Here is a 12,056-nt window from a genome sequence, read left to right as displayed (position 1 = left end):
GGTGGGCTCTTTGCTTGCTCCCTACTCGCCAGCTGACGCAGGCAGAGCCGGGGCACGTATCCGCCACCAGGGTGACCCGCGAGCAACCCGGACTACCCGGAATCCCCACATCCCGCTCTCCCCCGAACAACAAAAAGCCCCGCACTCGACAGAGGGCGGGGCTTGTTTATCTCAGGCGGAACAGGCCGTGAGTTGCACCTTACAGGATAAAGGTCGATACCTGCTGGTTAAGGTCAGCAGCACGCCCTTTAAGGCTGTGGGCCTGATCCAGATCGCGCATGGCAGCAGCGGTGATCTCGTCACTCACATCCTTGATGGCGGTGGTGTTCTGGGTGATCTCGCCGGTCACCTGAGTCTGCTCCTCGGCGGCTGTGGCGATCTGACCCGCCATGTCGGAGATGAGGGAGATGGCGCTGGTGATCTCTTCCAGCGCACGCACCGCCTGATCGGCATCCTGCACGCTGTTGTCCGCCAGCCCCTGACTGGTCTGCATCAGGCTTACCGCACGAGCGGTGGTCTGTTGCAGGGTCTCGATAGTGGACTGGATCTGCTGGGTGGAGTCCTGAGTACGGCGCGACAGCACCCGCACCTCGTCAGCGACCACCGCAAAACCACGACCCTGCTCACCGGCACGGGCCGCTTCGATGGCCGCGTTCAGTGCCAGCAGGTTGGTCTGCTCGGCAATCCCCTGAATGGTGGAGAGAATGCTGGTGATGGCCTGCGCGTGACGGCTCAGCTCGCCGATCACCTCGGTCGCCTGCCCCACCTCTTCGGCCAGACCATTGATGGACTGGCGGGTCTTGTTGACCAGCATCTTGCCCTGCTCACTGCTCTGGGCAGATTGCTGGGCAGCGGCGGCGGTATTCTCGGCGTTGCCGGCGATCTCCATGGTGGCGCTCGCCATCTCGGTGACCGCCGTGGCGACCATGGTCACCTCCTGCTGCTGACGCTGCAGCTCGTCCACCGCGGCCTGGTTGGTCACCAGACTGCGCTCGGCATCGGCGTTCAACTCGTTGGCCAGCTGACGGATATTGCCGATCAGCTGATGCTGGCTGCCGACGAAACGGTTGAAGCTGTTGGCCAGTTGGCCCACTTCGTCGTTGGCGTCGATCTTGATGCGCTGGGTCAGATCACCGTTACCATCGGCAATGCGGGCCAGCGCCAGGGAGACCTTGGTGAGCGGGCCAAGCAGCATGCTGACCAGCCAGGAGATAGCGAGGATGCTACCCACCAGCACCAGCAGCGCCATCCCCAGCTGGGTCATCAGCAGGGAGGAGAGCGGCGCTTCCAGCGCGGCCTTGTCCAGCACCAGCACCAGTTCCCAATCCGTGTCGGGGATATCAGCCGCCCACAGCAGCTTGTCGCGACCTTCGTTGTCGAAGTAGGCAGGAACCAGATCCTTGCTCGACTTGCTCTGCTCGATCAGCGCGTTGGTCAGATCATTGTCGATCTCGCTGGCCGGTTTCATCGCCTTGGCGGCATCCTTGTAGGCGATGATGGTGCCATCCTTGTGCATCATGATGGCGAAACCGTCGGCAGGCAGCTGCATCTTGGTCACGTCTTCCACCAGCGAGGCGATGGAGAGGTCACCACCGACTACCCCGCCAGCAACCGGCTGGGCCAGGGTCACCACCATGATGTTGTAGGCCACGTCGAGATAGGGCTTGGTGACAATCAGGCCACCTTTGCTCATCGCCTCCTGATACCAGCCGCGGGAGCGCGGGTCGTAGCCATCGCGGTTGATGGAAGGATCGGAGTCATTCATCTTGCCACTGCTCTCACCGAAATAGGTGAGCTGGAAACGGCCGGAAACTTGTGCCTGTTGCAAGGCATTGAGGGGTTCGGCACCGGCCTTGTTGCCGAGCGCCTGGATCACGTCGCGACGGGCTGCGAGCCAGTCGCTGACACGCTCGGCCTGCTGGGTACCCAGCCGTTGCAACTGCTCCTTGCTGCCTTGCAGCAACAGGGACTTCTGGCTGCTATAGCTCTGCCAAGAGAGCAACAAAATCACCAACGAAAGGGCGATCACCACTGACAACAGTATCTTCTGCTTGAGTGACAGGTTTTTCATCATGTGTTCTTCTTATTGAGGTGAGGAGCGGGTTTTTCCCTAAATTGCACAACACTACACGTAGTCATTAGCGACCCGAATGGCCAAAACTGAACCTGAAAATGGGTCTGCGGGCGATATTTTCTACCGAGGTGGAGAAAAGTGCACCAGAAATTGACGGCATGAGCCGCACAAGCCAAGGCAACCCTGTTTATTCCTTCCACAATTGGCTAGAATATCCCGTTTTTAAATCACATCGACCCTGAGAGTTTTCACGATGTTCGAAGTTAATCCCGTATTAAATAAACTTAAGGAGCTGTCTGAGCGGACCGAGCTTCTTAGGGGGTACCTTTGACTATGACGCCAAGAAAGAGCGTCTAGAAGAGGTCAACGCCGAGCTGGAACAGCCGGACGTATGGAATGAACCCGAGCGCGCACAGGCGCTGGGCAAAGAGCGCGTCGCGCTGGAAAACGTGGTCGGCACCATCGACACCCTGACCCAGGGCGTGGATGACGTCGAGATGCTGGTGAGCCTGGCCGTGGAAGGGGAAGACGAAGAGACCTTCAACGAAGCCATCGCCGAATCCGAACAGCTGGAAGCCAAGCTGGTGGATCTCGAATTCCGCCGCATGTTCTCCGGTCAGCACGACGGCTCCGACTGCTATATCGATATTCAATCCGGCTCCGGTGGTACCGAAGCACAGGATTGGGCCAACATGGTACTGCGCATGTACCTGCGCTGGGGCGATGCCCACGGCTACAAGCCCGAGCTGATTGAATGCTCCGAAGGCGACGTGGCTGGTATCAAATCCGCCACCATCAAGTTCACCGGCGAATATGCGTTCGGCTGGCTGCGTACCGAAACCGGCGTACACCGCCTAGTTCGTAAGTCCCCGTTCGATTCCGGTGGCCGCCGTCACACCTCCTTCTGTTCTGTGTTCGTTTACCCCGAGATCGACGACGATATCGATATCGAGATCAACCCGGCAGATCTGCGGATCGACGTCTACCGCGCCTCCGGTGCCGGTGGTCAGCACGTTAACCGAACCGAATCCGCGGTGCGTATTACCCACGTTCCGACCGGTGTCGTGGTACAGTGCCAGAACGACCGTTCCCAGCACAAAAACAAAGACCAGTGTATGAAGCAGCTGAAAGCCAAGCTCTACGAGCTGGAAATTCAGAAGCAGAACGCTGAGAAACAAGCCCTGGAAGAGACCAAGTCTGATATCGGTTGGGGCAGCCAGATCCGTTCCTATGTGCTGGATGACTCCCGTATCAAGGATCTGCGCACCGGCGTCGAAACCCGTAATACCCAATCGGTGCTCGACGGTGACTTGGACAAGTTTATCGAAGCCAGCCTGAAATCAGGTCTGTAAACAAGCAGGAATCACCATGTCTGAACAAACCATCACTCCGGAAGTCGACCAAACTCTCGAACTCAACAACGAGATGACCGAGCGTCGTTCCAAGCTGGCCGCCCTGCGCGCCCAGGGTAATCCTTTCCCCAACGACTTCCGTCGCGACAGCCTCTCTGGCGATCTGCACGCAGAGTTCGACGACAAAAGCGCCGAGGAGCTGACGAGCCTGGGTAAACGGGTGAAGATTGCCGGTCGCATCATGACCCGCCGGATCATGGGCAAGGCTTCTTTCGCCACCCTGCAGGACATGGCCGGCAAGATCCAGGTCTACGTCACCCGTGACGACCTGCCGGAAGGTTTCTACAACGAGCAGTTCAAGAAGTGGGATCTGGGCGACATCGTGGGTGTCGAAGGTACCCTGTTCAAGACCCAGACCGGTGAGCTCTCCGTTCACGTTTCCGATATCCGCCTGCTGACCAAGGCGCTGCGTCCGCTGCCAGAGAAGCACAAAGGCCTGACCGACCAGGAAGCTCGCTGCCGCCAGCGCTACCTGGATCTGATCGCCAACGAAGAGTCCCGCAAGACCTTCATGATCCGCACCCAGGTGGTTGCCGGTATCCGCAAGTTCTTCAACGAAAAGCGCTTCATGGAAGTGGAAACCCCGATGATGCAAGTCATCCCGGGTGGTGCCTCCGCGCGTCCGTTCGTCACTCACCACAATGCGCTGGACATCGACATGTACCTGCGTATCGCTCCGGAGCTCTACCTGAAGCGTCTGGTGGTCGGTGGCTTCGAGCGTGTCTACGAGATCAACCGCAACTTCCGTAACGAAGGTATCTCGGTTCGTCACAACCCCGAGTTCACCATGATCGAGTTCTACATGGCCTACGCCGACTACATCGATCTGATGGACCTGACCGAAGAGCTGCTGCGCACCCTGGCGCAGGACATTCTGGGCGACACCAAGATCCGTTACGCCAAAGAGGGCGAAGAGGGCCTGACCATCGATTTCGGTCAGCCGTTCCAGCGCCTCACCATGGTCGAGTCCATCCTGAAGTTCAACCCGGATGTAACTCTGGACGATCTGGCTACCCTCGAGAGCGCCAAGGCTGTTGCCAAGCGTCTGCACATCGAGCTGATGAAGGGCTGGGAGCTGGGCCACGTGATCACCGCGATCTTCGAAGAGACCGTGGAGCACATGCTGCTGCAACCGACCTTCATCACCGAGTACCCGGCCGCCGTTTCTCCGCTGGCCCGCCGCAACGACGTGAACCCGGACGTGACCGACCGCTTCGAATTCTTCATCGGTGGCCGCGAGCTGGCCAACGGCTTCTCCGAGCTGAACGATGCAGAAGACCAGGCCAAGCGCTTCCAGGATCAGGTTGATCAGAAAGAAGCTGGCGACGACGAAGCCATGTTCTACGACGCCGACTTCGTCACCGCACTGGAACACGGCCTGCCGCCGACTGCCGGTCAGGGTATCGGTATCGACCGTCTGGTCATGCTGTTCACCAACAGCCACACCATCCGTGACGTCATTCTGTTCCCTGCCCTGCGTCCGCAGAAGTAAGGTTCATGCCCGCCGGGATCCATCCCGAGCGCGATAGCTTGAAAACGCCCCGCAACAGCGGGGCGTTTTTCTATCTCCTTTACCGCCAAATCACTTTATAAATTCAATAATGGAATAAAGAAGATATTTTTATTCTTTGTTGTTATCCAACACGCCCTTTAATCTGGCCAAAAATCAGACCATGGAAGACGCGTGTGATGCAATTGAAGGATTCCCCATTCAACCTCTCCCCCCTCTCTGACGAGCAGCAACGTCAGCTGGGTCAGGTACTCTCGACCCTCAATACCCAGCAACTGGCCTGGGTGAGCGGATATCTCTACGGCCTCTCCCAGACCGGTCAGCAGAGCGTTGCAGCCAGCGCCGCCGTGGCTGCGCCCAGCGGCAGCCTGACCATTCTCTACGGCTCCCAGACTGGCAACGCCAAAGGTGTCGCCAGTGCCATCAAGGCGCAGGCCGAGGCCCGTGACCTACCCGTCACCCTCGCGTCGATGGCCGACTACAAACCCAAGCAGCTCAAGAAAGAAAGCCACCTGCTGGTGGTAGTGAGCACTTACGGGGAGGGTGAACCGCCGGAGAGCGCCGTCGATCTGTTCGAGCAGCTTAAAAAAGGCAAGCTTGGCAAGCTGGACGGGCTCAAGTTCGCGGTACTGGGGCTGGGTGACAGCTCCTACGAATTTTTCTGCCAGACCGGCAAAGATTTTGACGACTTCCTCGCCAAAGCAGGGGCCGAGCGCATTTATGAGCTCGCCAGCCTCGATGTGGATTATCAGGATGCAGCCAAGAGCTGGGGCGAACAGGCGCTCAACGCCATCACCGCGACCCTCTCTACCGGAGCGGCCAGCAGCAGCGTAGTCAGCGCGGTGCAGCAGGCGGTTGGCCACAGCCAGTACAGCAAGGAGAACCCCTTCCCTGCCCGCCTGTCGGTCAATCAGAAGATCACCGGCCGGGATTCCACCAAGGATATCCGCCATATCGAAATCAATCTGGCCGACTCTGGCCTCACCTATCAGCCGGGGGATGCCCTCGGGGTCTGGTTCGACAATGACGCCGAACTGGTGGGCGAAGTGCTGGCCCTGACCGGCCTCTCTGGTGATGAAGCCACAGCCCACGGCACCTTGCGCACCGCACTGACCGGTCACTTCGAACTGACCCGGCTGCACGGCGGCTTTATCACGGGGTTGGCAGAGATCTCGGATAACGCAGCGCTCAAAGACCTGGCCGGTGACAAGGCCCAGGTCAATGCCCTGGTCGCCTGTGCCCAGGTGGTGGATGTGCTCAAACGCTTCCCGACCGAACTCAGCCCGGAGCAGTTGACTGGCCTGCTGCGCCCGCTGACCCCTCGCCTCTACTCCATCGCCTCCGCCCAGAGCGAAGTGGAAGAGGAGGTGCATCTCACCGTTGGCGTGGTGCGCTACCCGCAGGAAGATGGCACTGTGCGCAGTGGCGCCGCCTCCTCCTATCTGGCGGACAGGCTGGCCGAAGATGCCGAGGTACGGGTGTTTGTGGAGCACAACGACAACTTTCGCCTGCCGGCCAATCCCGATACCCCCGTCATCATGGTGGGACCGGGCACCGGCATAGCCCCGTTCCGCGCCTTTATGCAGGAGCGCGAGACTCAAGGGGCCGAGGGCAAGAACTGGCTCTTCTTCGGCAACCCCCACTTCACCCAGGACTTTCTCTATCAGCTGGAGTGGCAGCGCTATGTGAAATCGGGCCTGCTGTCGAAGATCTCGCTGGCCTTCAGCCGGGATCAGGCCAACAAGATTTATGTGCAGGACAGACTGCGTGAAGCGGGTCTTGAGCTCTACCAGTGGCTGGAAGCAGGTGCTCACTTCTATGTGTGCGGCGATGCCAACCACATGGCGAAAGATGTGCAGGAAGCCCTGCTGGATGTGATTGCAGAACACGGTCACAAGAGCCGTGAGGAAGCAGAAGAGTATTTGAGCGAATTGCGTCGTGCCAAACGTTATCAAAGGGATGTCTATTGATGAGCAAACAAGTGATTCCGGGACCGGTCGAAGGACCGCTGGCCGACAACGAGCGCCTCAAGCGCGAGAGCAACTTTCTGCGCGGCACCATAGAGCAGGATCTGCAAGACCCGCTCACCGGCGGCTTTAACGGCGACAACTTCCAGCTGATCCGCTTTCACGGCATGTATCAGCAGGATGACCGCGACATCCGCCCGGAGCGCGCCGCCCAGAAGCTGGAGCCGCTGCACAACGTCATGCTGCGTGCCCGCCTGCCTGGTGGGATCATCACCCCGGCCCAGTGGCAGATCATCGACAAGTTCGCCGAGGAGCACAGCCTGTATGGCAGCATCCGCCTCACTACCCGTCAGACCTTCCAGTTCCACGGAGTATTGAAGCGCGACATCAAGCTGATGCACCAGACCCTCAACAGCACCGGCATAGATTCCATCGCCACCGCCGGCGACGTGAACCGCAACGTGCTCTGCACCAGCAACCCGGTGGAGTCCGAGCTGCATCAGGAAGCCTACGAGTGGGCCACAAAAATTTCCGAGCACCTGCTGCCCAAGACCCGAGCCTATGTCGAGATCTGGCTGGATGGCGAGAAGCTGGGTGGGGACGAGGAGCCGATCCTGGGTTCCAACTACCTGCCGCGCAAATTCAAGACCACAGTGGTGATCCCGCCCCACAACGACGTGGATATCCACGCCAACGATCTCAACTTCGTGGCGATTGCCGAGCATGGCAAGCTGGTGGGCTTCAACGTGCTGGTGGGCGGGGGTCTGGCCATGACCCACGGCGACACCAGCACCTATCCGCGCAAGGCGAGCGATTTTGGCTTTATTCCGCTCTCCCACGTGCTGGAGGTGGCGGCCGCCGTGGTCAGCACCCAGCGCGACTGGGGCAACCGGGTCAACCGCAAGAACGCCAAGACCAAGTACACCCTTGAACGGGTTGGTGTCGAAGCCTTCAAGGCCGAGGTGGAGAGCCGCGCCGGCATCCAGTTCGGACCGGTTCGCCCCTATGAGTTCACCAGCCGTGGCGATCGCTTCGGTTGGGTCGAGGGGATCGACGGCAAGCATCACCTCACCCTGTTTATCGAGAATGGCCGCCTGCTGGACTTCCCGGGCAAGCCGCTCAAAACCGGCATGCTGGAGATCGCCAAGGTGCATCAGGGGGATTTTCGCCTGACCGCCAACCAGAACCTGATCATCGCCGGGGTACCTGGCAGCGAAAAAGCCCGCATCGAAGGGCTGGCACGCCAATACGGCCTGCTGGATGACGGCGTAAGCGAGCAGCGCAAGCAGTCCATGGCTTGTGTGGCCCTGCCCACCTGCCCGCTGGCGATGGCCGAGGCCGAGCGCATGCTGCCCGCCTTTGTCACCGACATCGAGGGCTTGCTAACCAAACATGGGCTGGCGGATGACGCCATCATCTTCCGGGTCACCGGCTGCCCCAACGGCTGCGGCCGCGCCATGCTGGCGGAAGTGGGTCTGGTGGGCAAGGCGCCCGGCCGCTACAACCTCCATCTGGGAGGCAACCTGGAGGGCACCCGCATTCCGCGCCTGCACCTGGAGAACATTACCGAGCCGCAGATCCTGGCCGAACTGGACGCGCTGATCGGCCGCTGGGCCACCGAGCGCAATCAGGGTGAGTGCTTCGGCGACTTCGTGATCCGGGTTGGGGTAATTGCCCCCGTTATCGATTCTGCGAGGGACTTCTATGCCGCTTAATCTGCCGCTTAATGTCACTGAAGATGGCCACCTTGACCTGCAGGCGCTGCTGGCCCTCGGCCGTGAAGAGCAAGTCGAGGCACTCGCGCCCCTCAACCGGGAGCTGGATACCATGAGTGCCCCCGAGCGGGTGCGCTGGGCCCTGGCAAATCTGCCGGGGGAGCATGTGCTCTCCTCCAGTTTCGGTATTCAGGCGGCACTGATGCTCCATCTGGTGAGCCGCGAGCGGGCCGACGTGCCAGTGGTGCTGACCGATACCGGTTATCTGTTCCCGGAGACCTACCGTTTCATCGACGAGCTGACCGAGCGCCTCGCGCTCAACCTGAAGATCTATCGGGCCGAGCTCAGCCCAGCCTGGCAGGAGGCGCGATTTGGCCTCCTGTGGGAGCAGGGGGTGGAGGGGATCACCCGCTACAACCAGCTCAACAAGGTAGAGCCGATGGACCGCGCCCTGCGTGAGCTGGGGGCACAGACTTGGTTCTCCGGCCTGCGCAGGGAGCAGTCCGGCAGCCGTGGCAAGCTGCCGGTGCTGGGCATCCAGCGCGGCCGCTTCAAGTTCCTGCCGGTGATCGACTGGAGCAACAAGGATGTCTTCTACTACTTCAAGGAGTTCGACCTCCCCTACCACCCGCTGTGGGAGCAGGGTTATCTCTCGGTGGGCGATGTCCACACCACCGCCAAGTGGGAGCCGGGCATGAGCGAGGAGCAGACCCGCTTCTTCGGCCTCAAGCGCGAGTGCGGTTTGCACGAGGAAAATGGCGAGAACGACGGCTCAGGCATCTAATCCCGTCTTGAAAACCCAACAGAACAACAAGGGCATCCGAAGATGCCCTTGTTGTTATTTGCCCATTAGCATTCGTCCGTCAGCGGCGCTGCCAGGTCTCGAAGCTATAGGGATGCGGGTTTTTCTCATCGGCAGGGCGGCTCTCGCACTCAATCCGTTGCCACTGGCCATCATCAAAAGCAGGGAAACGGGTATCCCCCTCCACCGCCAGATCGATGCGGGTCAGATAGAGGCAATCCGCGCTCGGCAACATCTCGGCATAGAGATGACCACCACCGATCACCATCAACTCCTCCACCGAGCTGCCTGCCAACAGCGCCAGCGCCGCCTCGACGGAGCCCACCACCTCAATGCCCTCAGCCTGATAGTCGGGATTGCGGCTGATCACCAGATTGCGCCGTCCGGGCAGCGGTCGACCGATGGATTCGAAGGTTTTGCGCCCCATCAATACCGGTTTACCGAGGGTGACACGCTTGAAGTGAGCCAGATCGGCAGGCAGATGCCAGGGCATCTGGTTGTCCTTGCCGATCACCCTGTCGTGGGCCATGGCGGCAATCATGGAAATCTTCATGGGGCCTCTCACCGTCTGTCAGATTATGGGGCGGTTACGGTACACGACCAGAGAGGGGATCGCCAAACCGAAACTGAGGGCACCGACGATAAAGAGCGCCTTGAGGCCGTTCTCCACCGCACTCTGGATCAACTCCATGGTCACGCCGTTGATGTTGAGCTCCACCACCGCAATCATGGTCTTGAACGCATAGCTGCCCGGGATCATCGGAATAATGGAGGCAACGCTGAACACCGGACGCGGCGCCAGCAGACGGCGCGACCAGTAGACGCAGACAAAGCCGACCGTGGTCGCCGCCGCCAGCGTCGCCCACTCGATGGGCATACCATAGTGGATCAGCAGGGTACGCAGGCTGTGGGCCAGCGCACCGCCCATGGCGCAATACTTCAGCATCCGTGGTGGCACGTTGAACAGCATGGCAAACCCCACCGCCGGAATGGAGGACCAGAAGGCATCCTTGGCCAGTAGCCAGAGCAAATCCATCATACTTTCCACCCCCAGATCCCCGTGACCGACATGGCGAGAATGATGCCGATCGCAGCGCTGATGGTCAGCAGGGTCGCTGTCCCCCAGCGGGCCAGCCCCATGTTGAAGTAGCCCTTCACCATGTCGGAGACCGCATTGATCAGCGGAAAGCCCGGCACCAGCAGCAGCACGCTGGCCGCCATGGCGAGATAAGGCTGGTCACCCCAGTTGAAGAAGGTGGCGCTGGAGGAGAGCAAAGTAGCGATAAAGCCGGTGGCGGCAAAATTGATGAGCGGGCTATGGTGATGGCGGGCCATCAGCTGGCGCACCCGCATCGCCACGGCAGATGAGAAGCAGGTCACAAGGAAGATGGGCCAGTCACCGCCAAACAGCAGGCTAAAGGCACCACAGGAGAGCCCCACCATGGGGACCACCAACCAAGGGTGATAGTGGAAAGGGACGATGGCTTCGAGGCGCTGGCGCACTTCACGGGCACCGATCAGCTCTTTTTCCGCCATGATGCAGATCCGCTGGATCTCGCACACCACCTGCATATTGATGCCATGTTCGCGCACCCGCCGGGTAGTGGTGACGCAACCCCCCTGATAGAGACTGGTGAGCACGATGGCACTGGAAGAGATGGCCATTTCGACACTCTCCAGCCCCAGCGCCATCCCCAGCCGCACCGTGGTCTGCTCGATGATCCGGCTTTCCGCCCCGAACTGGGCCAACATCTGACCCACCTTGACGATAATGCGGGTGATCTCTGTCTGTTGCTCCCGCGACAACACCCGTCTTGGTGTGATACTTCTCATAATCCCTTCGAGTCGTAGCAATAAAAATTTCGGCCATATTAGCCTAACTTTTATTGTTATTCATCCACCCCTATCACAACCTGACTAATTAGTTATTACAAGAAGGAGAAAAGAGGTTACATCACAAATACATTACGACTAACATTAAAAACCATAACAATCAGGTCGCCAGCAATTCCCTTTATTATGGCCTCACTGATTTGGCTGAAATATCAACCAAGGGGGTTATTGCAGATTATTTGCGACGTTGATAGTCCGCCAGATGGATTATTTTACCACTGCCATCGCTTTCAGGCGGAGGGTCCCCCTCTTCTCTGAACTGGCTCATTTCACTGCGCATCAAATAAAAAGATTCCCGCATCATGTTGGTAATCCGGATACAGCTATCAAGATTGTTTTTCGCCAGACGGCGCTGACCATCAATCTTGAACTGCAACCCGCGCAGACGGCGCTGCTGATCGGGGCTCGCTCGGGCCATCAACTGGTCGATCTGCTGCTCCAGAATCGCATCCAGCCGGGAGGGCTCACTCGCAGCCAACTCCTTCAGGGTGTCAAAATCAGGCAACTCCATATGCCCTCCTTGGCGACTATTGCTGGCAACACACTGCGGTACCACACCATCACGTCCCAGCCATATAAATCTGTATATACGACGCGGCGAAAAAGGGTTCAATCCATCCACTGGCGACTAAACCGGACAATGGTCACTACGAGGGTGTCTATCTATTTTAATTGTGTTTGGA

General features: G+C 59.3%; 10 protein-coding genes. 5 read left to right on the top strand and 5 right to left on the bottom strand.

What is annotated here, in order from left to right:
• Window positions 1-199: 199 nt before the first annotated feature.
• The gene (locus AB5Y83_RS17480; protein ID WP_368175727.1) at window positions 200-2,071 is read right to left on the bottom strand and encodes a methyl-accepting chemotaxis protein; all 1,872 of its coding nucleotides are present in this window, start codon (window positions 2,069-2,071) and stop codon (window positions 200-202) included.
• Between the two features lie 256 nt (window positions 2,072-2,327).
• On the opposite strand from AB5Y83_RS17480, the gene prfB reads away from it, so the two are divergent.
• The 5 genes from prfB to AB5Y83_RS17455 all read left to right on the top strand — a co-directional run bounded on the left by prfB (window position 2,328) and on the right by AB5Y83_RS17455 (window position 9,462).
• Window positions 2,328-3,426 (top strand): peptide chain release factor 2 gene (gene prfB / locus AB5Y83_RS17475; RefSeq protein ID WP_100645262.1). Its coding sequence is split into 2 segments (ribosomal slippage): window positions 2,328-2,402 and window positions 2,404-3,426, totalling 1,098 coding nucleotides; the frame shifts between segments, so codons are not numbered across the junction.
• A 16-nt stretch (window positions 3,427-3,442) separates the two neighbouring features.
• Window positions 3,443-4,978 carry a lysine--tRNA ligase gene (lysS, locus tag AB5Y83_RS17470; RefSeq protein WP_005335201.1) on the top strand — a complete coding sequence of 512 codons (1,536 nt, stop codon included), beginning with the start codon at window positions 3,443-3,445 and terminating at the stop codon, window positions 4,976-4,978.
• Window positions 4,979-5,175: 197 nt separating this feature from the next.
• Entirely contained in the window at window positions 5,176-6,966 is a 1,791-nt protein-coding gene (locus AB5Y83_RS17465) for an assimilatory sulfite reductase (NADPH) flavoprotein subunit (RefSeq protein ID WP_368175649.1), read from the top strand.
• Complete coding sequence (gene cysI, locus AB5Y83_RS17460; RefSeq protein ID WP_368175648.1) at window positions 6,966-8,678, top strand: assimilatory sulfite reductase (NADPH) hemoprotein subunit; 1,713 nt, start codon at window positions 6,966-6,968, stop codon at window positions 8,676-8,678. The genes AB5Y83_RS17465 and cysI overlap by 1 nt, the downstream gene beginning before the upstream one ends.
• Window positions 8,668-9,462, top strand: coding sequence for a phosphoadenylyl-sulfate reductase (locus AB5Y83_RS17455; RefSeq protein WP_368175647.1), 795 nt, complete (start codon window positions 8,668-8,670; stop codon window positions 9,460-9,462). The genes cysI and AB5Y83_RS17455 overlap by 11 nt, the downstream gene beginning before the upstream one ends.
• A 79-nt stretch (window positions 9,463-9,541) precedes the next feature.
• Here the strand turns inward: AB5Y83_RS17455 and folA are convergent, their stop codons facing one another.
• From folA to AB5Y83_RS17435, 4 genes are all read right to left on the bottom strand, one after another.
• Window positions 9,542-10,033: a type 3 dihydrofolate reductase gene (gene folA / locus AB5Y83_RS17450; protein WP_368175646.1), complete on the bottom strand. Its 492-nt coding sequence runs from the start codon at window positions 10,031-10,033 to the stop codon at window positions 9,542-9,544.
• A gap of 18 nt (window positions 10,034-10,051) precedes the next feature.
• Window positions 10,052-10,519 carry a threonine/serine exporter family protein gene (locus AB5Y83_RS17445; RefSeq protein WP_026035076.1) on the bottom strand — a complete coding sequence of 156 codons (468 nt, stop codon included), beginning with the start codon at window positions 10,517-10,519 and terminating at the stop codon, window positions 10,052-10,054.
• Window positions 10,516-11,313 carry a threonine/serine exporter family protein gene (locus AB5Y83_RS17440; RefSeq protein WP_005348133.1) on the bottom strand — a complete coding sequence of 266 codons (798 nt, stop codon included), beginning with the start codon at window positions 11,311-11,313 and terminating at the stop codon, window positions 10,516-10,518. The genes AB5Y83_RS17445 and AB5Y83_RS17440 overlap by 4 nt, the downstream gene beginning before the upstream one ends.
• Before the next feature lie 235 nt (window positions 11,314-11,548).
• Complete coding sequence (locus tag AB5Y83_RS17435) at window positions 11,549-11,884, bottom strand: DUF3135 domain-containing protein (protein ID WP_110302626.1); 336 nt, start codon at window positions 11,882-11,884, stop codon at window positions 11,549-11,551.
• Window positions 11,885-12,056 lie beyond the last annotated feature (172 nt).

This window comes from Aeromonas sp. R5-4 (genome assembly GCF_040908215.1).
GTDB lineage: Bacteria > Pseudomonadota > Gammaproteobacteria > Enterobacterales > Aeromonadaceae > Aeromonas > Aeromonas veronii.
This window is presented reverse-complemented; position numbering and strand designations above follow the sequence as displayed.

What these genes read in the sequence shown, in the direction of transcription:
- AB5Y83_RS17480 (WP_368175727.1), bottom strand. Translation starts at nt 2,071, where the DNA reads ATGAAAAACCTGTCACTCAAGCAGAAGATACTGTTGTCAGTGGTGATC.
- lysS (WP_005335201.1), top strand. Translation starts at nt 3,443, where the DNA reads ATGTCTGAACAAACCATCACTCCGGAAGTCGACCAAACTCTCGAACTC.
- AB5Y83_RS17465 (WP_368175649.1), top strand. Translation starts at nt 5,176, where the DNA reads ATGCAATTGAAGGATTCCCCATTCAACCTCTCCCCCCTCTCTGACGAG.
- cysI (WP_368175648.1), top strand. Translation starts at nt 6,966, where the DNA reads ATGAGCAAACAAGTGATTCCGGGACCGGTCGAAGGACCGCTGGCCGAC.
- AB5Y83_RS17455 (WP_368175647.1), top strand. Translation starts at nt 8,668, where the DNA reads ATGCCGCTTAATCTGCCGCTTAATGTCACTGAAGATGGCCACCTTGAC.
- folA (WP_368175646.1), bottom strand. Translation starts at nt 10,033, where the DNA reads ATGAAGATTTCCATGATTGCCGCCATGGCCCACGACAGGGTGATCGGC.
- AB5Y83_RS17445 (WP_026035076.1), bottom strand. Translation starts at nt 10,519, where the DNA reads ATGATGGATTTGCTCTGGCTACTGGCCAAGGATGCCTTCTGGTCCTCC.
- AB5Y83_RS17440 (WP_005348133.1), bottom strand. Translation starts at nt 11,313, where the DNA reads ATGAGAAGTATCACACCAAGACGGGTGTTGTCGCGGGAGCAACAGACA.
- AB5Y83_RS17435 (WP_110302626.1), bottom strand. Translation starts at nt 11,884, where the DNA reads ATGGAGTTGCCTGATTTTGACACCCTGAAGGAGTTGGCTGCGAGTGAG.